Consider the following 22,069-nt stretch of genomic DNA (forward strand, 5'->3'; position numbering starts at 1 on the left):
CGCTGTTCAGTTTTCAAAGAACATTTTTTGTCGAACGCTTTATATCTTATCACGTTCGTTATTTGCGAGTCAAGAAGTTTTTTATCGAATCTCGTTTTCTTTTCTCGTATTTTGTCGTCGTTCTTGGCGACAAGTAATAATCTATCACATCTAAAAATAGAATACAAGAGCTTTTTTACTAGTTTTTTAAAAAAGATCAATGAAATAAAAAAAGCCCCTACTAAATAGGGACTTTAAAGGCTTACTGCGCCGTATAACCGCCATCGATTACAACAGCCTGCCCAGTGACACCGGACGCTTTCTTGCTAGCTAAAAAGGCAACGTAGTTCGCTACTTCCTTTACTTGCAGCAACCGCTTTTGCGGAACAAGTGGATAGATGACTTCTTCCATCACCTTTTCCAATGGTACATTTCTCGTCTTAGCCAAATCCGCTAATTGGTTTTGTACCAACGGTGTATCAACATACCCCGGGCAAATTGCATTTACTGTAATTCCAGCCGCGGCTCCTTCAAGAGCTGCTACTTTGGTGAGCCCGATGACTCCATGCTTGGCACTGTTGTAGGCTGCCTTGCCCGCAAAGCCAATCAAGCCGTTGATCGAAGCCATATTGATAATACGGCCATAACCTTGTTGCTTCATAATGGGGAACGCGTGTTTAATCGCAACAAAAGGCGCTGTCAGCATAATACTGAGCATTTGTTCAAATTTTGCAGTCGGAAACTCTTCTATTGGAGAGACGAATTGCAACCCGGCATTATTCACCACAATATCGAGTCTACCAAAAATCTTTACAGCCTGATGGATGCTCTCCTGGATTTGTTCTTCGTTAGTAACATTACAACCAAAGCTGATTGCTTCGTGACCTTCCTTCTGCAATTGGGCGGCAGCTGCTTCCGCTGCTTCCCGGTTCAAGTCCAGTATGACGAGTTTCGCGCCTTCCTCAGCAAACGTCCGCGCGATCTCCAATCCAATCCCGCTCGCAGCCCCTGTTACTACTGCTACCTGCTGCTCCAATAACTTCTCCATACCCTACTTTCTCCTCTCCTGCTACTGAGTTTCTCTTTCTATAGAAACGCTGACCTCTCATTAGAAAATGGAAACAGCAAATGCCAGAATGAACACCACTGCTGTTTTCAAGACAGTAATTGCGAAAATATCCTTGTACGATTGACGATGAGTCAAACCAGTAATCGCGAGCAGTGTAATGACCGCTCCGTTGTGCGGCAATGTATCCATACCACCGGAAGACATCGAGGCAATACGATGTAGCAACTCAGGGCTTATTCCCGCAGCATTCGCCATCTCCAGGTATTGCTTGCCCATAACCTCTAGCGCGATCGACATACCGCCCGACGCTGAACCTGTCACACCAGCCAGTACGTTTACAGCCAGTGCCTCAGAAACCAACGGATGATCACTAGCACCCATAATCCAGCCTTGGATGAGCTTGAAGCCCGGCAATGTTTTTACCACGTTTCCGAACCCAACCTCAGAAGCAGTATTGAAGATCGCCAAAAGTGAGCCCATCGCAGCAGCAGTCAAGCCGCTTGCCAGCTTGTTTTTGACTTGCTTCACATTGATTAAAAGTGCGGCAATAATTCCGACACATAGTGAAATAATCAGTGCCCAGGAAGATACGACGTTTTTCACTTTCTCGATCTTGAATGATTCTTTGAGGATGCCCGGATCGTACCACGTCTCTACCGTCCAAATTCCTCTGCTAAACAAATAGTTACCGACGAGCACCAATGCCAATGGGAGAATCGCGACCCAGATGTTCATGTAGGATTCAGTTTTGATCAACTCTGGTTCATTGGTATGTCCCTCGCCATAGCCTTCTCCAGCAGCAACCGCTTGCTTGCGTCTGCGCTCCAGCCATACCATCCCGCCAATGAAAACCATAATGGCGCCAATCGTTCCAACAACAGGTGCCGCATAAGCATCCGTACCAAAATAAGTCGTAGGAATGATGTTTTGAATTTGTGGTGTACCTGGCAAGGCGTCCATCGTATAAGTAAAAGCCCCGAGCGCAATCGTTCCTGGAATGAGACGCTTCGGAATATTTGCTTCACGGAAAATCGCAGCGGCAAACGGATACACCGCAAATGCCACAACAAACAGGGAAACTCCTCCATACGTCAAAATCGAACAAGCCAGAACGACAGCCAAGATCGCACGATTGGATCCGAGTGCCTTCACAATCGTGTGGGCAATCGACGAGGCAGCCCCGCTCAACTCCATGACTTTACCGAAAATCGCACCCAGTAAGAAAATAGGGAAGAATGATTTCACATAGTTTGCTGCATTCGTCATAAAGGTTTCGGTGTAGCTCGGCAGCAGAGATATCCCGGAAAGGACAACGGCCAGCAGCGTAAAAATAGGGGCAAATACGATAACAGGATAGCCCCGATACGCAAAAAACATCAGGAGACCGAGCGAAATCAAGATGGATAACACTTCGATGATCATATAATTCTCCTTTCGATTTTCTCCTCCGCTTACAGAGGAAATTCTGTGTGTTCACTTCAAGAAAACGCTTTCACGTTCAACTCAATTGCATGGACCGTGCCAACGCTAGCTGATTCCAGAAAAATCGTTCAACCATCCCCGTTCATCGTGCCTAGACTGTTGGTCAGCAGATGATAGCGCTTGCAATTTTTCCGGATTTCCGGAATTTCCTGTCCGGTTTTATGGAATCTAGCAAAAATCAGCCCACCTGTATCGGGGATCTGCTCATGAAGAGCATGGGGTTTAAGCTGGGTGTCATCTTGCTCTATTCCAGAAAACCGGAATCTACCAAAACGTGTTCCTTCCAATGAAAAAAGCCGCGAACCTGGCTCAACGCCACATCCCCGACTTTTACGTGCCTCGTACTACTGATACTTCTCCCACTTTTCGTAAAAGCTGGACTTGCTGATTTGCAGCAGCTTGGCGGCAGTAAGCTTGTTCCCTCCTGCTTGCTGCATCGCCTGGCTAAGTGCTTCCTGCTCAGCCTCTTCTATGACTTGTTTCAATGGTCGAACGGCATGAGCTGAAACCGGCAAGGACGCGAGCGCCACTTCATCAAAAACAGGCAGCCAAATATGCTCCTTTTTCAGGACATCGTCTTCGATTAGATGAAGAGCTCGTTCCAGCACGTTTTTCAGTTCCCGTACATTGCCTGGCCATGAGTAGCCCCGAAGTACGTTCCATACCTCTTCATCAATGGCCCTAACCGTAACGCCAGTGGACTTGCCAAGCTGTTTGAGCAGATTCGAAACCAGCTCCGGCAAATCCTCCAGACGCTCGCGCAACGGAGGGATCGAGAGTGACACGACATTCAACCGATAATAGAGATCCGCCCGAAACTTCCCTTCCTTGATGCTTTGGAGCATGTCCGAATTCGTGGAAGCGATCACCCGCACATCAATTGGCGTCGTCCGTACAGCACCTACCCGCTCGACTTCCTTTTCCTGAAGCACTCGCAACAGCTTGGCTTGCAGGGGCAACGGCATGTCCCCGATCTCATCCAACAAAATGGTTCCGTGGTTGGCCAGCTCGAACTTTCCTTTTTTTCCGCGACGAACAGCTCCGGTAAACGCACCTTCTTCATAGCCAAACAGCTCTGATTCCAGCAAAGAATCCGGAATAGCGGCACAATTCACCCGAATGAAGGGACCCATTTTGCGCTTGCTCTCGGCATGAATGGCATGGGCAAACAGCTCTTTGCCCGTCCCGCTTTCACCTGTGATGAGCACAGTCGAATCGCTTTTCGCAACTTTCTGAGAAAATTTTTTAAGCTCCTGCAGCTTCTGGCTGTACCCGACGATTTGATCAAAATGATAGGTAGCCCCCATCCGCCGCCGCAGCTCTTTCTTATAATAGGTCAGCTCATCCTTCAACTGATCAACCATGGCAGCCAAGGCAGTCAGCTCCTGTACATCCTGGAACAACACCGTTCCCAGCACGGCAATCACCTTGCCTTCATCCATGATCGGGATGCGGTGTGCGATCATATTCTGTCCTTTTATTTGCTGGATATCGGCAATCTCGGCTACACCTGCTTGTCCGACAATATGCATGCGCGTATTTTCGATCACTTCTGTCACGGGCTGCCCAATCACGTCCTGTACATTGAGAAATTCCCGATAGCTCCGATTGAATAAGAGTATTTTTCCATCCTTGTCCGTTACGATCATCGGTTCATGGGCATTTTCAAAGACGACCTCAAGCAATTTGCTCATCTGCTGGAGATTCCAATCCAAAACCGGCTCCCCCTTTGTCTGAATGTTGCTGCGTCGAACGTTTGCTCATTACTCGTTATGCCAAGATTATATCAGGAACCATCAGGGGAGGTCTGCTTTTTGACAAGCTGTGTTAACGAGGCTGCCCTTGTAATTGTTTGACCAATCGTTTGGGAGCCGCACACATATAGCCTTCTCGTATGTAGTCCTCCAAGTCGTTATAGCTGGTCACGTTTTTGGCAAGGATAGAGACCCAGCCGTGATGACCGATATACGGCGTCTTGTAAAAATACTCCTGTGTTAGCAGCATCTCTTGGGTCGTCTTCAGCACCTTCATAGAAAGGGAGGGGCCATCAATGCCCCCCTCTCCCATGATAACAAACGGCTTGTCGTTCACCCGAAACGATGTATGCCCAAATGCGTCTATCTGCTCCGTTACTTCTGGCAACCGCATCGCCAGCTCGCGAACAGCAGCTACCATCTTCAAACCTTCTATAGAAGAAATCTGTTCGTGCACCATCTGGTTCAAGCCTCCCTTTGCTTCCAAACGCTTATATACCAGTCTGTTCTGTACTTTGCACCACGTTTCCTTCCCTCATACGATAAAGCGGCAAAATAAAGCTGAGACCAATAATCATCAGGAATCCAGCGATCCCGTATATGACTGCGAGCGGAAGATGCAGCTTCAATACCCCCGTAATACTCATCATGACGACCATGGAGCCTGTAAACAACGGGGTCAGTATTCCATTCACCCGACCGATAAAGGTACTCTCGGTATTTTTAAGCAGCATGGTGTTGATCCCAATTTGAATGGAGGGCAAGAGCAATCCCGCGATGAACTGGGCAACAAGCGTCAGCCACAGATTCGTGGACATCCCGCAAATCGCTACTGCGACCGCATTTCCAAGAAGTCCCATGACCAATAACTTTTGCGGTGGAATCGTCTTGGCAGCTGCCATCGTCATGGCTCCTCCAGCAATCATCCCCACACCTTGGGCGGTAATTAACCATTGCAAGCTTTCTTTTGGCAATTGCAGTTGTTCGGTCACGATAAAAATCCCAAGCGGCTGAATCATTCCCAATGAGAAACCCACAGCCAAAAAGCAAAAGCCAAGCAGTGACAATACGCGACTGGATAACACATAACGAATCCCGCTGACCATCTCCCCAAGCAGTGCCGTTTCTTGCTGCTCTTCTTTCTCGACACGATCTGGCGGCAACAAATACAGGACGCCGGCCGCAGAGAGGAACGCAACCGCAGTGATGACCATGGCAACCTCCATTCCCCATTGCTGGAACACAAACGTACCGACAATCGGACCAAATACCATGAAGATCGCGAAAATAGTCTGGTACGCTGACATTCCTACCTGAAGTTGTTCACCAGGTATATGCAGCTTGAACAGCTTCATTCCGGACGGTTGGGAAAACTGAGAAAGAATGGCTGAAATGAGTGTGGCAAAAAAGATGGCCTTCCACGAGCCGTAAACGAAGGTAAGCAGCACTCCGACAACCGATAAAGCACTGAGCAACTCACACCAGACCATCGTTTTTCTCGGTTTCCAGCGATCAGCAAACGTACCAGCAAGAAAGGAAAACAAAAAGATTGGCGCATATTCCGCCACAGAAATCATGGAGACAGCGAACGGATCGCCTCCTGTATGATCCATCACAAAGAGCAGAATCGCCATGTTGCGCACCCATACTCCGACTTGCAACAGAAATGCTGATAACAAAATAGCCCTGACATAGCGATTTTTCAAAACATTTGACATAAAAAAGCCTCCTTATCCATTGCGATCTGGATAGGAGGCATTGCATACTATCGCCAAAAAGACATAGAAACCCTTTGGTGAGTCTAAAAAGGATCTACCATCTATTCGCCAATATGCACATACTACCCCTATCCATAAACGCATCGTTTTATCCGATTGGTTTTGTGGAGATAGGAGTTAGCAGATCATTGGCTTAATGGTCACCCTTTCTTGTAGAATGACCCAAGGGTACCACAAAAAGTAAGCCTCTGACAAGAAAAATTCGCTCGATCTTGTCCTACGCTTTGTCGATGAGTGTGATACGTTCTGCTGCTGGAATACGCGGCTGCGCGCCAGGGATCGCCGCTGGATAACCGATATGTAGGTTCCCTAACACTTTTTCTCCTGGTCGAATGCCCATCGCTTCGCGAAATTCCGGCTCGTGTATCCACGGGTATGTCTCCCATGTCAGACCGATGCCTTTTTCCCACGCCAGCAAGCTAAAGTTATGAATGACAATGCTGGTCGAAGCGAAATCGTCTTGACGCGTAATTAGGTTCGGGCTTTCTTCCATGATGACCGTCATCAGCATAGGAATCGTCATGATTTTATTGTAAAACTTCTCGCCGACTTCTTTCTTTTTCGCCGGATCAATCTCACGCTTTTCCTTCATGATCCGCACGGCCTCAGCTATTCTTCTCTTGCCTTCCCCGCATGTCACGATAAAGCGCCACGGCTGTGTCATGTGGTAATTCGGCGCCCACACCGCTGTATCCATCAGCTCTGTGACCAGCGCAGGGTCTACCTCACGATCTGTAAAGCGATGAATCGAACGACGCTCTCTAATCAATTTGGCCAGTTCCATTTCTGACTCCTCCTTCTCGTTCCAAAGCCATTGCAACGCCCCCGGAAACCTAGCGTTTGCACATTCGCTCAAATGATCTGCCCCTTCGTCAATGAGCAGGACTAGCTGACCCGCTGTGAAGCCGCTAGCTGCCAAGATCGCATGTGCTTCTTTTGTCAGCGGGACCATTTGTTTCTGGACGTTTTGTTTTTTGGCACCTTCCTTACTGCCAACATCCATGTAGATGCGCAGCCCGGGATGGTACATTTTCTTTTCCCGCATAAACGGAACCATGCCGTCATACCAATACGATCCCGAGATGCTGCCGATTTTCGTGAAGACGTCCGGATATCGGTGAGCTGCGTACATTGAGATCAAGCCACCTAGGGAAAAACCGATGATGCCTGTCTTCTCCGGTCTTAAGTCAGTCCTGTACTTGCCGTCGATATACGCCTTGCATTCATGGGCGATGTAGGAAAGATATGCGTCGCCCTGCCCACCAAAATTAACATTGCGCTCAGGCGAGATCGCTTTGGAAAACCAGGGCGTATAGTCATCCCTGCGATTTCCGGGTTGAATGCCGACGAGAAACAGCTCGGGAATTTTCCCTTCTGCAAACCTGTCTTCGATCACTTCTAGCGCAGTACTAAACGCAGGATCAAACAAGTCACCACCATCATGGACATACATGACCGGAAAACGGGACGTACTCTTTTCATAGGATGGCGGCAAATATACGAGCAGTGCTCGGTGATGGCATACGTCTGCTAACAATTGTCCCCTCACTATTTGCACATCCCCTCATTATTTTTTGCCTCTGCTCAGCAAAAAGAAGAAATACGGTACACCAATGATCGAAATGACAATACCTACTGGCAGCTCAATGGGAGTGAACACCGTTTTGGCAATAAAGTCAGCCGCCACGACCATCAGCATCCCGATTGTTCCTGACAAGGGAAGAACATAACGGTGCTGGATTCCCGTCAAACGCTTCGCGATATGCGGCGCCATCAATCCAACAAATCCGATGCCTCCGGAAACAGAAACGCACGCGCTCACGATCCCGATACTCGACAGCAGGAGAATATTGCGCTCCTTTTCCACCGAAACACCCAGATTCTTGACGGAGTCCTCGCTCAACTGAAGCAAATCGAGAATATGCACCTTGCGCATCAAAACGGGAATGAGAATGACAAGCCATGGCAGCATCCCGGCAATATGCGTCCAATTGGCACTCCAAATACTTCCAGAGATCCATACGGTCGCCATTTCGAAATCGTTGGGATTCATTTTTAACGAGAGATACAGCGCCACGGCACCTAATCCTGAGCCAATCGCGATCCCCACCAGAATCAGCCGTTGGGGGTCAAGCGTTCCGTTGCGCCAGGCAAATAGATATATCAATCCAGCCGCGAGCAATCCACCTGTCAAACCGAACAAAGGCATGGCCATGATGGAATACCAGCTCGCATCCATAAATTGTCCACCGAAGAAAAACATAAAGGCGACGATAGCAGCTCCTGCCCCTGCATTAATGCCCAAAATCCCCGGATCTGCTAGCCCGTTACGAGTGATTCCCTGAATGACCGTACCAGCGACCCCCAAGCCAAAACCGACCAGCGCCGCAATAACAATCCGCGGCAGGCGAAATTCGAAAATAACCAAGTCGTGTTCCGCCACAGGATCAATACGCAAAAGGGTACGGACAACATCCATCACTGTCATATCAAAAGCACCATTGGTCAAGCTGATGTAAATCGCAATCAAAATCAAGGCGAGGTTGACGAGCAAGAGCAAACGAAATTTGCCACTCCTATTAGGCATGCTTTCCCCCTCCTCTCTTGTAAATCAAATAGAGGAAGAACGGAACGCCAATAAAGGCAGTTACCACGCCGATTGGAGTCTCAAACGGACTGTTCATAAATCGGCTAAGAACGTCAGACAATGCCAGGAAAATGCCGCCTAGTAATCCTGCACACGGAATGATCCAGCGGTAATCGAGACCCACCAAAAAGCGGGTAATGTGCGGAATAATCAGCCCGACAAAAGCGATTTTTCCAGCCAACGCAACGGAAATGCCTGTAAGAATGACAACAGCGGTTGTTGCCAGCACCTTGACCATCACTGTTCTCTGTCCAAGACCACGAGAAACTTCTTCACCCAAGGACAAGATCGTAATCGATTTGGACAAAAGAAGTGCGAGAACAATACCCACGATGGCAAAAGGAACCGCCAGCTTCACTAGCCCCGGCTCCAAAAGATGCAGTCTCGCATTGTACCAGAAGCTGACGTTTTGCGAGACTTGAAAATAGGTAGAAATCGCTGCCGAGATACTGCTCAGGAAGGTTCCCGTAATTGTACCGATGACCGCCATACCCACTGGTGTCAACCCGTTCGGCAAAAGTCGAGAAAACGCGAGAACCATCCCGACCGCGAGTGCTGATCCGACCAAGGACATGGAAATCATCGTCATGCTCGTAGCAGAAGGAATGAACACCATACACAACGTAACCGCGAAGACCGATCCGTCAGACACACCCATAATAGAGGGGGACGCGAGGTAATTCCTCGTCATCCCCTGCATCAATGCTCCTGATATCGCCAGAAATGCTCCGATCATAAGTGCGCCCAAAGCTCGCGGCAAGCGAGAGTGCATCACAATCTGATGATCCACGTTCCCTTCATCAAAGGCAAAGAACGCTTGATAAATGGTCCCTGCATCAATCGACTTCGCTCCGTAATGAATGGAGAGCAGGATCGTAAGCACGATTACTACTGGCGAAACAGCTAATATGATCATTGGAATTGCTTTTTTGGATTGCATAGACTACCCTCGCACGCTCTTAGTTGGCAGACAATTTTTCTACAGCCGCCTTCAAGAATTGTGTTTTACTCCAAGCTGTACCACCTTGTGCGAGTGGATCAACTACGTTTACGTAAACCTTGCCGTTTTTCACTGCATTCACGCTCTTCCAGATCGGGTTGTTTTGCAAATCTTCTAATGCGTTTGGCTTGTCTTTATTCTCGTCTGGGGAGAATTGAATGAACAGGTAGTCCGGGTTGATCTGGCTGAATTTCTCCATCGAGATGATTTCTTGTGCTTTTGCTGCTTTTACTTCTTCCGATGCAGTCAAACCAAGGTCTGTATACAGAACCGGGTTGAAGAACACCTTCTCTGGATAGATGCTGATATTTCCTTGGCGCAGACGAATTGCCAATACTTTTTTATCCTTCATGCTCTCGCCCAATTTTGTTTTGGTTGCTTCCGCCTCTGCTTTGTAAGCTTGGAGCGCTTTCTCTGCTTCGGCTTGCTTGCCAGTCAGCTCACCCAACAATTGCAGGTTCGCTTCCCAGTTAGTTGAAATGTGGGAAACAGGGAAGGTAGGCGCAATCTTGTTCATTTTCTCCACCGTTTCTGGCGGGAACTTGCTGCTACCGAGGATGACGTCCGGCTTCAAGGACAAGATCGTTTCCAGATTCGGCTGCGTTTTCTCCCCGATGGATTTGGCTTCACCCGTGATCGGTGTAAACATCTCCGGGAATTTGCCGCCGACAGAAATCGCTCCTACTGGGTTTACGTTCAATACAAGCGAATCTTCCATGGACTCCATGCTACCTGCAATGACGATTCTCTCCGTTTTGCTAGGAACCGTGTATTCTTTATCTAAATATTTGATTGTACGTGTCTCCGCTTTATTGGCTTCATCCGCCGGCTTTTCTGCTGTTGCTGTTGTCGCAGTCGTGGCAGCAGGTGCAGTCGTGTTATTCGCTGCTTCTTTTCCTCCGCCGCACGCTGTCAGCGCCAATGTCAGCGCCGCAATGCTCAAGCCTAGGTATATCTTTTTCATTCTTGAAAGACCCCTCTCAGAAATGTAATGTTCCACTCCACACGAGTGATAACGATTATCATTCGTGATTATAAAACATCCACTCCTGCCCGACCATGGACGAAATCCAGAATCAACATGGACGATCTCCTGAAAATAATCTCACGCTCTCTTCCACTATTCGTTCATGCGCCGTCGCCGAGTATTCCCGCCAAGGATCGGACTTTATGACATGCGCACGATTGTTACGGACGGCTTCTATCTCTTGCCATGGACCTGATGCTTTCAATGCTTGAAAGCACTCCAATGTTTCTGCCTCTTGGCAAACTAGTAGCAGCAGACGATCCGGCTTGAGCGCAGCCAAGTCCTGTACGGTCACGAGCTGATCGTATACCTTCTGTTGCGATTCAAAGGCAGACTTAACTTGTAGGTCCTGGTAAAACACTTCATTCATACTGCGATTGCAATGGACATAGAGCTGGTTTTTCAAAACCCGCACGATGAGCACCGTTTCTTCGCCCAGAACGTGTTGAAGCTTTGCCTGTGCCCGCTTCACCTTTTTCTCATACTCGCAAAGCCAATGATGGGCTTCTACAGACTCACCTAAAAAGTCTGCCATGAGCTGCAGTTGTTCTTTCCACCCCTGCTCTTCAAAGGGTACATACAACGTGGGCGCAATCTCGTTCAGTTGCTGCTGTTCCTGCAAACTCGTCTCGTCTAAGCCTATGATGACGTCCGGCTTTGCATCGCGAAGCAATTCGATGTTGGCTTTCCAATTCTGGTTAATCCGAAACGCACTCAGATGTACTGGGATGTCGTTTCGATAGGTGTGATGATAGTAAGCCGTCCATTTCGGGTGCAGTGGCGCCGCGTAAGGAATCATTTTCAAAGCCATCAAATTCCCGATGATGGTCGAGCCATAGGCTGCAATTTTTCGTTGCCGGCTTTTCATATAGAGAGTGGGTGAGACTCCCACAGCTTTCTTGAATTTTCGACTAAAGTAAAATTCGTCGTTGTAGCCCACTTGATGAGCGATATCGCGCAGCTTGGCATGCGACTGCACCATCATCTGCTTCGCCCGGCTGATGCGAAGCTCTGCCAAATAGTCCATAGCTGAGATCCCATACGTTTTTTTGTACAGATCGACGAAATATTTGGGACTCACCTCTGCAATGCGAGCCAGCTGTTCAATCGTCACATTTTCCGAGTAATGCTCTTCCATATGTGCGCGTGCCCTCTCCAGTGCCATTCCAGAATCCGTGGCTGAGAAGTGTGCATGCTTGACGATGTGGTACCATAGCTCTTGAAAAGTGTGTTGGCCTCGGAAACGATCGAGCGCCGTCTCCTGCTTCCATAGATTCTGGATCAGATCACAATAGACAGGAAGCTGCCCTGCCGATTGCACAGATATCTCACCCCGAAAAGGAAACAGGTGCTTTTCCCGAAGGGCTTGGAAGCGCCGATGTCTGTCTCTCGTTTCCATAAAAACATCAAAACGAAGCATGTACATCTCCAAATGATCAGCTGAATCAGGGACAATGCCAAACGTAAGCATAGGAGGACATACGTAAATCGCGTCCTGCCGCAATTGGTACTCCTCGTTCTCCAGCCGCAGGCGTCCGCGTCCCCCGGTTACGACCAACAAAATATGTGAATGGGTAAATTGCTGACGTAGTCGATCATGTCCTTGTGCTTTGAGCCATGTAATGTCTCGCAGCTTAAAAATGGCTTCTGCCATGGTCTTCTCAGTAAATTCTTGAACCAAGGCTTGTGTTTCGTTCATGTTCTCACCTCTGCCCGATCCTCTATGTAATTATTGATAATCATTCTCATTATCATTCAATAGAGAAAGTATATCAAAATTGACGCTTGCTTCCTATCTGGAATATTTAATCGAATTGAACCGATAACTTGAACGTGGTATCGTACGTACCAATAGAAAGGAAACGACGCCTATTGCAGCAGCTATTCGTAAGTGATGGAGAGCGATGGAAAGCGATGGACGCAAGACCCTCAAGTATCTACGATGAATTATCAATTGAAACCATTGAACGTAACGGAGTGAAATGAAGATATGAAACGATATGTTCTACCTTTTGTCTCTAGTCTCGTCGCTATTTCTTTTGTGACAGGGTGCACCTCTGCCTCTGATCAACTGACGGTAAAAGACCCTGCCCCACCTGCAACGGAAAACACAGGGAAGGCTCCTGCTGATGCAACAAAAGGCGAAAAGCAAGCGGATGATTTGCTCAAGCAGTTCACCGTACTAGCTGCGCAAGCCAAGGAAGCGAAGGAGCTAACTGCCTTTTTGGATCAGCACTTGGCGAAAACGGACCCGAAAACCGCCGATCAATTATTTTTTGCACTTGAGCAGTACTATGAAAAACATTTGCCTACGATAAACGATAACTTCAAGGCCCTTCTCGCCAAGCCGGGAAATGCGGATAAGCTGTATGCCTTGCAATACCCGTACGATTTCAACAAGCTAGAAGGCGATGACAGCTTCAAGCAATGGCTCCTCAATCAAACAGAGGGAGGACTCGTCTTAAAGGCAACGAACGACATGTCCTTCTACTGGCAAGTGGATTACAAAGCGCTTCAAAAATATGCCACTTCACTCGGTGAAGAAGGGATTGACTACTTCTCCATTCAAGAAACGGAAACGGGCAAACCGTATTTGGGGAATGGCGGGTTGCAAATCACGCGGGCCGAGCTCGGACCCAGAATGGTTGAAGTCGAAGAGTATTTGGTCAACTACCGCAGCAGCCCACGTGCAGTGACGCTCCGTACGCTCTATATCGACTATCTCAAAACATACTTGTCTGATTACCGTTACAATGCCATTGACGAAGCGACAATGAAGCTGCTCCCGGCAGTCAAGGAAGAGTATCAGAACTTTGTCAAGAAATATGAGGCTACGAAAACAGGACAGTTCGTCAAGGATTACTTGAGCGAGGTCGCTAAAAACAATGACGTGATCTTCGAATTCGGCAAGCCTGATGAAAGCATTATCGGAGACGCCAAGCCGAACATCAGCAAATTCTGGGACGGGCTCGAGGTGCGGATTGCTCGGACGATGAATCCTTAAAAAACATGTAGTTTGAGTGGCTGTAGTGGAGGAGAGGGAACAGGAGAAAACGCTCGGCTTCTTGGAACACCCGCTGGGGGATTGACTGCCCGACTCCATGCAAAAAGCGAAACCGCGTCCAAAGTGGTCCAACCAGGAAGTATCTCAGAGGTAGACGCTTAAGGGCGTGTTTCGCTTTTTGCATTACGTCTCGGTCGGTGTTCCAAAGATCCTCGCTTATTTCTCCTGTTCCCTCTTACAAGCTGCTTGTTTTTTTCGGTAGTTGATAAAAGATGAAAAGACTTTTATTGATCTACCGCGGAGGTTTCGAATAAATAAAAAATGTAATCGGAGGAGGCTCCCGCGTGACCTAGTTGTCTGAGCATGGCAGAGATATTGCCTCGGTGATAGGTTCCGTGGTTGGCGACGTGTTGGACGATGTCGGCATAGCGAGCATGAACGGTGCCCAATGCTGGGTGCCTATAGGCTGAGGTGTCTTCCAGTGAGATTTGCCCGAAGAAATCTCTGAACTGCTGGGCTGATTCGGCGAACAGTATTCGAAGCTCGTTTACGTTCTTCCCTTTTAATTCCTGCAAGAGAACTCCTACTTTTGGTCCTACTTCTTCGTAGCTCTCCCCCTTCATGGCCAACAACCAAACAAAGTCCGTCTTGAGAATGTGAGCCAACGTCTGGGTGATGGTTGGAAACACGCTCTGAACCTCCTGCTCACTCACTCCCGCTGGTACCTCTTGCAACCGCTCGAATACTTTTTCGTTTGCCCATACATGATATTCGTACAAGCGCAATGCTTCATGCTTCATGTTCAATCTGCCTCCATTCATCTCTTCTTTGCTTTCCAATATAAATCAACTCAACTGACAATAACGGTCAGTGAAATCAAGTCGACTGATAAAAATGAAATAAATCGGCAGCGATGGCAGCCAATCGCTCTTTTACAAAGGCTGGCTCTTCAATTTGTATCGATTTTCCGAATGGCAAAAGATAATGAGGAAGGATCGAATGAGCCATTTGCTCATCTACGTGAAAGATCACTTGTGCCTCGCTGCGCTCGATCACGGTATGTCCGAGGTACCAATGCCCGCATAAATCAGCGAGTGCCTGTGGCCTTCCTTTGACCTTGAGCAAAATGGTGTTGCCCTGCTTGTCTGTTTCCGGTAGTAAATTCGAGAGAAAAAAGTGGCGCGCAGAAAATTCAGGAGGGCGTTGAAAGCTGGCTTCTGTACGTTGAATCTCATGGACCCGATCTACACGAAAGCTGCGAATGGTACTGCGCAGATGACAATAGGCAACGATATACCACTTCCCCTTCCAATAAACGAGCCCGTATGGATCGATATGACGCTTTTGTCTCGTTGTCTGGTAGGCTTTCTGATACTCCATCGAGAGTGTGTGCCCATTGGCAACAGACAACTCCAGCTCCTGTAAGGTAGATTCGAGGGAAGGGTCAACAGGCGGCTGGATCACCTCGAACCCTATACTATGTCGGTCAATTGCATCACGCTGCTCTTCATTTGTGTAACGTTTTAGCTTGGAAATGGCCCGATGTAAATCTGCTCCGAAAGGATACCCGGCCTCTTGGGCAAAAGCTGCTGCATGGATCAAAGCTTTTTGCTCGTGGAGGTCGAAAAACAAGGGAGCTTCATTGAAATGCTGAAGTAAACTGTAGCCACCATTGTGTCCGGCATCGGAAATGATGGGTACACCGCTCGCACACAGTGAATCGATATAGCGATAAACGGTGCGAATATTGATCTCGAGAATCTCTGCCAACTGCTTGGCTGTCATTCGCTTGCCGGTCTTCAACAGCCACAGAATGGAGAGCATATTATCGGCTTTGGACATCTACTGATTCGCTCCCCTGAAAAATATCTTCTGATTCTAATAATTACAACAGATTTCAATCCATTTCCTCTATCTGCCCCCTCTCCTTTTCTTGAAAGGACAAGTCCTTTCTCCATAAGCTGCCAGTTGAAACATGGCGGAAATGGTTGAAAAGGTATATTTCTGCTCACTTAACACCTCAATGACATAGGGCAAAGCATCCATACTCCCCTTAAGCGTGTCTTTCGTACCGCCAGCGGAATGTTGAAGCACGACTGCGCCTGGTGTGACATGTCCCAAGATGTTTCTCGCGACCTGTGGACCGGTGAGACCTTTCCAATCCCAACTATCTACATCCCACAAAATCATTTCGTAGTTATTCGCCGCAAGCAGCTGGATGACATCCTCATTCACTGCTCCATATGGCGGCCGAACTATCCGGGGTCTCACACCTACAACCTTTTTAATCTGATCTGAGGTACGTTCTACCTGCTCATGAACAGCCAAGAGAGGTATTTTCGTAAAGTCAGGGTGGTCCCAGCTATGGTTTCCTACCAAGTGTCCTTCCTTTACGATCCGCTCCAGTATTCTCGGGTTGTACTTCACCATTTGTCCAACACAAAAGAAAGTTGCCTTTACCTGATAGTGAGCCAATATGTCTAACACACGAGGCGTCCACAACTGATCCGGTCCATCATCAAAAGTGAGTGCGATTTCCTTCGACTTATTGAGCTTGTTCACAAGCGTTACCCTCCGTATAAGCCAGTATTCTGCTGCATTGGTGCATAGTATGACTGGGCAATCATTTGGTAACGCTAAAAAAGCCCCTAGTCTGGGCTTTCTGTATGAGTATGTACCTTACAAAATTTTTTTAACAACTCTTAAATGAATATAGTATAATGATGATAATGATTTTCATTTTCGTAAAAATTTATACTAGTGCGTATTCAAAAAGACGACCTTTCAACACCGAGAAAGTGGCGAGAACCTAAAAAGGGACGAGCGGAGTGTAGGGGATCTACATGAGCGCCGGACCTTGAAGGTGAACGCCTCTTTCGATGTCGCTATAGCCATCAAAACCTACTTCGTGATCGAAAGTCGACTTTTTGAACTACCTCTATTAGAGAGATTGTTGGATATACATGGAGGGTTAATCACGACAAAGCATGCTCGAAAGGGAGGATTGTATGGGAAAAGTGTTAGAAGTAAAAGATTTGCACGTGTCATTCGATACGTATGCAGGCGAAGTCAAAGCAGTACGGGGCGTCTCCTTCGATCTGGAAAAAGGAGAAACGCTGGCGATTGTTGGTGAATCTGGTTCCGGTAAATCCGTAACCTCACAAGCACTTATGCGCCTCATTCCTTCTCCTCCTGGACGCATTCCAAAAGGACAAGTTCTGTTTGAGGGAAGAGATTTGGTTACGCTTTCCGAAAAAGAAATGCAGGATGTTCGCGGTCGCGATATCTCGATGATCTTCCAAGACCCGATGACTTCGCTTAATCCGACGATGACCATCGGTAACCAAATCATGGAGAGCTTCATCAAGCACCAAAAGCTGAACCGTGCAGAAGCGCGCAGCCGTGCTATTGAGCTGTTGGAAATGGTAGGGATTCCGTTTGCCAAAGAACGTATCGATCAATACCCGCACCAGTTTTCTGGTGGGATGCGCCAACGGATTGTCATTGCCATCGCACTGGCCTGCAATCCAAAAATTATCATCGCCGATGAGCCGACAACTGCTCTGGATGTATCGATTCAGGCGCAAATTTTGGAGCTGCTGAAGGAACTGCAAAAGAAGATGGGTACCTCGATCATCTTTATTACGCATGACCTCGGTGTAGTTGCTAACATGGCAGACCGTGTAGCAGTTATGTATGCAGGCAAAATTGTGGAAATCGGTAAAGTCGATGAAATTTTCTACGATCCTAAGCACCCGTATACATGGGGTCTATTAGGTTCCATGCCTAGCCTCGATTCCAGCGATGATGAGCTGATGTCCATTCCTGGATCGCCGCCTGACATGTTCAAGCCACCTGTAGGTGATGCTTTTGCGGCTCGTAACCCATTTGCGTTGAAGGTCGACCTGGAATATGAACCACCGATGTTCAAAATCTCCGACACGCACTATGCGGCAACATGGCTCTTGCACGAAATGGCACCGGACATTAAGCCTCCTGCTTCCGCTGTGAGAAGAAAGGTGAATGCTGATGATGCTGCCGCTGATGCTCCGGTAAGCACAAAAAAAACCTTCAACTACGAGAACCGTGAGAAGCTGGTTGAAGTCAAAGATTTGAAACAGCATTTTGACCTCGGGAATGGTCATACGCTGAAAGCTGTAGATGGCATCACCTTTGACATCTACAAAGGGGAAATCTTCGGTCTTGTGGGTGAATCCGGTTGCGGTAAATCCACTACAGGACGAACCATCCTTCGCCTATACGATGCAACTGGCGGAGAGGTCTTGTTCGATGGGAATAGTGTACACGGTAAGAAAACGCTCGAAGAAAAGAAATGGCTCAACCGCAAAATTCAAATGATCTTCCAAGACCCGTACTCGTCGTTGAATCCACGTCTGACCGTATCGGATATTATTGCAGAAGGTCTGGACATTCATCGTCTGGCGACCAAGGAAGCACGCATTGCCAAAGTACACGAGCTGTTGGAAACCGTTGGCCTCAACCGCGAGCACGCAAACCGTTACCCGCATGAGTTCAGCGGCGGACAACGCCAACGGATCGGGATTGCACGGGCATTGGCTGTTGATCCGGAATTCATCATTGCCGATGAACCAATCTCTGCGCTCGACGTGTCCATTCAGGCGCAGGTCATTAATCTGCTCAAGCGCCTGCAAAAGGAAAAAGGCCTGACCTATCTGTTCATCGCCCATGACCTGTCCATGGTTAAATACATCAGTGACCGCATTGGTGTCATGTACCGCGGACGAATTGTAGAGCTGGCAGAAAGTAATCGTCTGTACGAGAATCCGATTCATCCGTACACCAAATCGTTGCTCTCGGCAATTCCATTGCCAGACCCTGATTATGAGCGCAACCGTAAGCGCATCGTTTTCGATGATCAGGAATATCTCCGAGATCAAGGGGAAGAACGCGTCTTGCGTGAAATTGAGCGCGGTCACTTTGTTGCTTGCACCCAGAAAGAATTCGAAAGATACGGCGGCGGCGTTTTGGTGTAAACCATATATATGAAAAGGGAGAGAGCTTCGACAGCTCATCTCCCTTTTTTATTTAGTCCTTCATTCGCAAGAGTCTCATACTGTTTAAGATGACCAGCAATGCGGCTCCAGTGTCACTGAGCACCGCCAGCCACAAGGTTAGATAGCCTGGGAATATCAACACGAGTGCCACCAGCTTCACGATGATCGAAAACCAGATGTTTTGCTTGATAATCGTGAGCGCTTTTCTGCTGACCTTCATCGTGTGCGGCAGCTTTTCGAGATTGTCGGCCATCAACACGATATCAGCGGTTTCCATTGCCGTATCGGTGCCTGCTCCACCCATGGCAATACCCAAGTCAGCTGATGCGAGAGCAGGCGCATCGTTGATCCCGTCACCCACCATGGCGACGACCTTGCCTTCGTGTTGGAGTTTCTTAACCGCCTCTACCTTATCCTGTGGTAACAGCTCTGCAAAATATCGATTCACACCCGTCTGACTCGCTACCTTTTTCGCCGTACCGGCATTGTCACCAGTCAGCATGACGATGTCTTCGATTCCTGCCGCCTTGAGCTTACCAATGGCACTAACCGTAATCTCACGAATGGTGTCGGCAACAGCAATCATCCCGATCAATTTCGTTGAGGTACCGATGACCACCAGCGTATGTCCCTCACTCTGCAACGACTTGATTTGCGCTTCCCATGCTGACAGATCGACTCCCAACTCTTGAAACAGGGCGGGCTTCCCTGCATAAAATGTCTCGGCTCCGATGACAGCGCTCGCCCCTTTTCCGACGATCGTCTTGAAATCTTGCCCGCTCTGGGAAACAACCTGCTTTTGTTTGGCATAGGTGAGAATCGCTTGTGCAATCGGATGGGAAGAACGCTCTTCAATCGTTCTGGCGATAGACACTACTTCGTCCTCGCTTCCCTCCATCTCAATAACCGCTGCCACCTGTGGTTTCCCTTCCGTCAATGTGCCCGTTTTATCGAAGGCAATTGCGGTGATCGCTCCTGCCTTTTCCAAAAAAGTACCGCCCTTGATCAGGACGCCGTTTCTCGCTGCGTTTCCAATCGCGGACACAATCGCAACTGGCGTGGAAATGACCAGTGCGCACGGGCAAGCAACAACCAGTAACTCAAGTCCTCTGTAAAACCATTCTCCCCAGGTACCGAGTCCGAGTAATGGCGGGAATACAATCACGAGCAAAGCAAGCACGAGCACGATTGGCGTGTAGATCGCAGCGAATTTATCAACAAATGCCTGAGTAGGCGCTTTTTTCTCCTGCGCTTCCTCTACGAGATGAATGATTCTGGCAATCGCCGTATCCTCCACCAGCTTTGTTACCTTGATCTCCACCGCGCCGCTTTCGTTGACACTCCCTGCAAAAACGCTGTCGCCGACCAGCTTATCTACGGGAATCGATTCACCTGTAATCGGGGCCTGATTGACGCTCGATGTCCCGTGAACAATCACTCCGTCCAGCGGGATTTTCTCCCCCGGCTTCACTACGATGACTTGACCGACAGTAACGTCCTCAACTGGCTTGCGAGTAAGAGACTCCCCTACCTTGACCCACGCCTCTGGCGGAGCCAAATCCATCAGATTGCGTATGGAGTCACGCGTTTTTTCAATCGACTTGGTCTGCAGCAAGTTTCCGATGGAAAAGAGCCAGACGACCGTCGCGCCCTCCAGCCACTCACCAATTAACGCTGCTCCTACAGCCGCAACAGACATCAATACGTTCATATCCAGTGAACCGCTTTTCATCGCGTAAAAAGCACTGCGCGCAGGTCGGTAGCCTCCACTTATGATCGACAACGCATAGAGCACAGTAACGACCATGGGAGATATGCTAGGCGATAAGGAACCTAGAAAACCGAGAGCCAGCAGCACACCGGAAATCGTCGTCAGTGCCGTCCCTGCTTGATCCGTTTTCGGTACTGTTTTGGCAGTGCGTCTCGTAAGCAGCATGGCACTGTAGCCAGCCTTGGCGACTTCCTTGACCACCGCATCTTCTCCCAAACCATCCGCGACGAGCTGCATTTTACCTGTGGAAAAGTTCACGTTAACCTCTTTTACATCAGGCAACGTCTGCATATGCTTTTCCAGCGATTTGGCGCACGAACTGCAATCCATACCTGTAACGCGATAAACAACAGCCTGTGAAGAAAGAATGCCTGCGCCTTCTGTTGCCGCAGCCGCAGACTCGAGAACCGTGAGATTTTTACCAGCATGCTTATGCTCACTGCTGCATTGATGCCCACTGCAACACTCTTCTTTTTTTCGTTCTTCTGCCATCTGTTCTCACCTTTTTCCAAGCATCTATTTTGCCCAGCTTCGAATGAAATCAATCCACAAACATTCAAACAAATATTTAATTATTATATTATCGCATCCTTTTGGATCGTTCAAGAATTGATTTGAATATTTCGCCCATTTTTTTACAGCTCGAGAATAAAGAAAAAGACCCCTATTACTAGGAGTCTTGTTACTTGGTACGAGCTTGTACTGGTGTTGGGGTGGTCTGCCAACGCTCCCCACAGTCCAGACATTTACACTTGATTACTTTACGCTTTTCTAAGGCAAGACGAACGGCAAACAGGATAAAGGCCCCTGACAGTCCGAGGAACAAAAAGATGACAGGTGTCCCTTTCACCGAAATGCCGATCAAGGCAAGCACTGCCAAAACCGCTGCATAAATGGTTATGTATAATGGCTTATTAATCGATTCCGTCAAATCGATTTTTGCAGACCGGCACTTCGGGCACTTTGGTTGCGCACTCATGGTATTCTCTCCCCATTTCATTGGATCATGTTCATCTTACACGAAAACAGGGAGGGACACTACAGTGCCATGAAAATGTCGTTTTTCCTTTTCACTTTCTCCGCGAATGTCTATAATAGTAGGACATTGTAGAGCATGAGGTGATGGTTACAGTGGATGACATCTGTGAAATCCAATGTTTTGATGAGGAAAAAGTAAATCGGTTAAAGCCCTTCGCCACAGAATCAGAAGGGGTAGCAAAAATCTTCAAGGCGTTGGCCGATGACACCCGCGCCAAAATCATTCACATCCTCTCGATGGAAGACGAGCTCTGTGTCTGTGATGTAGCTGCCATCATCGGAAGCTCGATCGCTAACACCTCCCACCATCTGCGGCTTTTGCGCAACATGGGACTGGCCAAGTATCGCAAAGAAGGAAAGCTCGTTTTTTACTCGTTGGATGATGACCATGTACGCCATCTCATATCTGCGGGGATTGAACACGCCAAAGAACAGAAAACCATTGTCCGAGCTACCTGATTGCTCGGGCTTTTTTATTTCTCCA

The 22,069-nt window shown here is 48.2% G+C and carries 18 protein-coding genes; 3 read left to right on the plus strand and 15 right to left on the minus strand.

Annotated features, from left to right (window positions below):
• Positions 1–241 precede the first annotated feature (241 nt).
• The 10 genes from C7R93_RS26625 to C7R93_RS26670 all read right to left on the minus strand — a co-directional run bounded on the left by C7R93_RS26625 (position 242) and on the right by C7R93_RS26670 (position 12,435).
• Positions 242–1,027 carry a 3-hydroxybutyrate dehydrogenase gene (locus tag C7R93_RS26625; protein WP_106841622.1) on the minus strand — a complete coding sequence of 262 codons (786 nt, stop codon included), beginning with the start codon at positions 1,025–1,027 and terminating at the stop codon, positions 242–244.
• A 60-nt stretch (positions 1,028–1,087) separates the two neighbouring features.
• A complete protein-coding gene (locus C7R93_RS26630) occupies positions 1,088–2,470 on the minus strand; it encodes a GntP family permease (protein WP_106841623.1) in 1,383 nt (460 codons plus the stop codon).
• 404 nt (positions 2,471–2,874) lie between these two features.
• The gene (locus C7R93_RS26635; protein WP_106841624.1) at positions 2,875–4,245 is read right to left on the minus strand and encodes a sigma-54 interaction domain-containing protein; all 1,371 of its coding nucleotides are present in this window, start codon (positions 4,243–4,245) and stop codon (positions 2,875–2,877) included.
• A gap of 112 nt (positions 4,246–4,357) precedes the next feature.
• A complete protein-coding gene (locus C7R93_RS26640; protein WP_106841625.1) occupies positions 4,358–4,744 on the minus strand; it encodes an MmcQ/YjbR family DNA-binding protein in 387 nt (128 codons plus the stop codon).
• 31 nt (positions 4,745–4,775) lie between these two features.
• On the minus strand, positions 4,776–6,002 hold the full coding sequence (locus C7R93_RS26645; protein WP_106841626.1) for an MFS transporter: 1,227 nt from the start codon (positions 6,000–6,002) through the stop codon (positions 4,776–4,778).
• Between the two features lie 277 nt (positions 6,003–6,279).
• A complete protein-coding gene (locus tag C7R93_RS26650) occupies positions 6,280–7,611 on the minus strand; it encodes an alpha/beta hydrolase-fold protein (RefSeq protein WP_244191665.1) in 1,332 nt (443 codons plus the stop codon).
• Positions 7,612–7,629: 18 nt separating this feature from the next.
• Positions 7,630–8,649 carry a FecCD family ABC transporter permease gene (locus tag C7R93_RS26655; RefSeq protein ID WP_106841628.1) on the minus strand — a complete coding sequence of 340 codons (1,020 nt, stop codon included), beginning with the start codon at positions 8,647–8,649 and terminating at the stop codon, positions 7,630–7,632.
• Complete coding sequence (locus C7R93_RS26660) at positions 8,642–9,649, minus strand: FecCD family ABC transporter permease (protein ID WP_106841629.1); 1,008 nt, start codon at positions 9,647–9,649, stop codon at positions 8,642–8,644. Before C7R93_RS26660 ends, C7R93_RS26655 begins: the two co-directional genes overlap by 8 nt.
• Before the next feature lie 19 nt (positions 9,650–9,668).
• Entirely contained in the window at positions 9,669–10,673 is a 1,005-nt protein-coding gene (locus C7R93_RS26665) for an iron-hydroxamate ABC transporter substrate-binding protein (RefSeq protein ID WP_106841630.1), read from the minus strand.
• A gap of 112 nt (positions 10,674–10,785) precedes the next feature.
• Positions 10,786–12,435, minus strand: a complete 1,650-nt coding sequence (locus C7R93_RS26670; protein WP_106841631.1) for an ABC transporter substrate-binding protein — start codon at positions 12,433–12,435, stop codon at positions 10,786–10,788.
• Positions 12,436–12,726: 291 nt separating this feature from the next.
• On the opposite strand from C7R93_RS26670, the gene C7R93_RS26675 reads away from it, so the two are divergent.
• Positions 12,727–13,740 (plus strand): ATP-binding protein, encoded by a 1,014-nt coding sequence (locus C7R93_RS26675; RefSeq protein ID WP_106841632.1) that lies wholly within the window; start codon positions 12,727–12,729, stop codon positions 13,738–13,740.
• 284 nt (positions 13,741–14,024) lie between these two features.
• Here the strand turns inward: C7R93_RS26675 and C7R93_RS26685 are convergent, their stop codons facing one another.
• The 3 genes from C7R93_RS26685 to C7R93_RS26695 form a co-directional block, all read right to left on the minus strand.
• Complete coding sequence (locus C7R93_RS26685) at positions 14,025–14,540, minus strand: DinB family protein (protein ID WP_106841634.1); 516 nt, start codon at positions 14,538–14,540, stop codon at positions 14,025–14,027.
• Between the two features lie 76 nt (positions 14,541–14,616).
• Positions 14,617–15,582 carry a helix-turn-helix transcriptional regulator gene (locus tag C7R93_RS26690; protein WP_106841635.1) on the minus strand — a complete coding sequence of 322 codons (966 nt, stop codon included), beginning with the start codon at positions 15,580–15,582 and terminating at the stop codon, positions 14,617–14,619.
• Positions 15,583–15,651: 69 nt separating this feature from the next.
• Complete coding sequence (locus C7R93_RS26695; protein WP_244191666.1) at positions 15,652–16,302, minus strand: polysaccharide deacetylase family protein; 651 nt, start codon at positions 16,300–16,302, stop codon at positions 15,652–15,654.
• A gap of 446 nt (positions 16,303–16,748) precedes the next feature.
• On the opposite strand from C7R93_RS26695, the gene C7R93_RS30990 reads away from it, so the two are divergent.
• Positions 16,749–18,755 carry an ABC transporter ATP-binding protein gene (locus tag C7R93_RS30990; protein WP_106841636.1) on the plus strand — a complete coding sequence of 669 codons (2,007 nt, stop codon included), beginning with the start codon at positions 16,749–16,751 and terminating at the stop codon, positions 18,753–18,755.
• Between the two features lie 52 nt (positions 18,756–18,807).
• Here C7R93_RS30990 and C7R93_RS26705 read toward each other — a convergent pair whose 3' ends face one another.
• Together C7R93_RS26705 and C7R93_RS26710 are read right to left on the minus strand one after the other, a co-directional pair.
• Positions 18,808–21,039 (minus strand): heavy metal translocating P-type ATPase, encoded by a 2,232-nt coding sequence (locus C7R93_RS26705; RefSeq protein ID WP_106841637.1) that lies wholly within the window; start codon positions 21,037–21,039, stop codon positions 18,808–18,810.
• A 190-nt stretch (positions 21,040–21,229) separates the two neighbouring features.
• Entirely contained in the window at positions 21,230–21,526 is a 297-nt protein-coding gene (locus C7R93_RS26710; RefSeq protein ID WP_106841638.1) for a hypothetical protein, read from the minus strand.
• 143 nt (positions 21,527–21,669) lie between these two features.
• Between C7R93_RS26710 and C7R93_RS26715 the strand changes: the two genes are divergently transcribed.
• The gene (locus C7R93_RS26715; protein WP_035290894.1) at positions 21,670–22,044 is read left to right on the plus strand and encodes an ArsR/SmtB family transcription factor; all 375 of its coding nucleotides are present in this window, start codon (positions 21,670–21,672) and stop codon (positions 22,042–22,044) included.
• The last annotated feature ends 25 nt before the right edge of the window (positions 22,045–22,069 follow it).

It is taken from the genome of Brevibacillus fortis (genome assembly GCF_003013395.1).
In the GTDB taxonomy this organism is placed as follows: Bacteria; Bacillota; Bacilli; order Brevibacillales; family Brevibacillaceae; genus Brevibacillus; species Brevibacillus fortis.

Excerpts from the sequence above, each read along its gene's own strand:
- C7R93_RS30990 (WP_106841636.1), top strand. The coding sequence starts at position 16,749 with ATGGGAAAAGTGTTAGAAGTAAAAGATTTGCACGTGTCATTCGATACG.
- C7R93_RS26660 (WP_106841629.1), bottom strand. The coding sequence starts at position 9,649 with ATGCAATCCAAAAAAGCAATTCCAATGATCATATTAGCTGTTTCGCCA.
- C7R93_RS26670 (WP_106841631.1), bottom strand. The coding sequence starts at position 12,435 with ATGAACGAAACACAAGCCTTGGTTCAAGAATTTACTGAGAAGACCATG.
- C7R93_RS26675 (WP_106841632.1), top strand. The coding sequence starts at position 12,727 with ATGAAACGATATGTTCTACCTTTTGTCTCTAGTCTCGTCGCTATTTCT.
- C7R93_RS26625 (WP_106841622.1), bottom strand. The coding sequence starts at position 1,027 with ATGGAGAAGTTATTGGAGCAGCAGGTAGCAGTAGTAACAGGGGCTGCG.
- C7R93_RS26685 (WP_106841634.1), bottom strand. The coding sequence starts at position 14,540 with ATGAAGCATGAAGCATTGCGCTTGTACGAATATCATGTATGGGCAAAC.
- C7R93_RS26665 (WP_106841630.1), bottom strand. The coding sequence starts at position 10,673 with ATGAAAAAGATATACCTAGGCTTGAGCATTGCGGCGCTGACATTGGCG.
- C7R93_RS26705 (WP_106841637.1), bottom strand. The coding sequence starts at position 21,039 with ATGGCAGAAGAACGAAAAAAAGAAGAGTGTTGCAGTGGGCATCAATGC.
- C7R93_RS26640 (WP_106841625.1), bottom strand. The coding sequence starts at position 4,744 with ATGGTGCACGAACAGATTTCTTCTATAGAAGGTTTGAAGATGGTAGCT.
- C7R93_RS26690 (WP_106841635.1), bottom strand. The coding sequence starts at position 15,582 with ATGTCCAAAGCCGATAATATGCTCTCCATTCTGTGGCTGTTGAAGACC.
- C7R93_RS26655 (WP_106841628.1), bottom strand. The coding sequence starts at position 8,649 with ATGCCTAATAGGAGTGGCAAATTTCGTTTGCTCTTGCTCGTCAACCTC.
- C7R93_RS26710 (WP_106841638.1), bottom strand. The coding sequence starts at position 21,526 with ATGAGTGCGCAACCAAAGTGCCCGAAGTGCCGGTCTGCAAAAATCGAT.
- C7R93_RS26715 (WP_035290894.1), top strand. The coding sequence starts at position 21,670 with ATGGTTACAGTGGATGACATCTGTGAAATCCAATGTTTTGATGAGGAA.
- C7R93_RS26630 (WP_106841623.1), bottom strand. The coding sequence starts at position 2,470 with ATGATCATCGAAGTGTTATCCATCTTGATTTCGCTCGGTCTCCTGATG.
- C7R93_RS26645 (WP_106841626.1), bottom strand. The coding sequence starts at position 6,002 with ATGTCAAATGTTTTGAAAAATCGCTATGTCAGGGCTATTTTGTTATCA.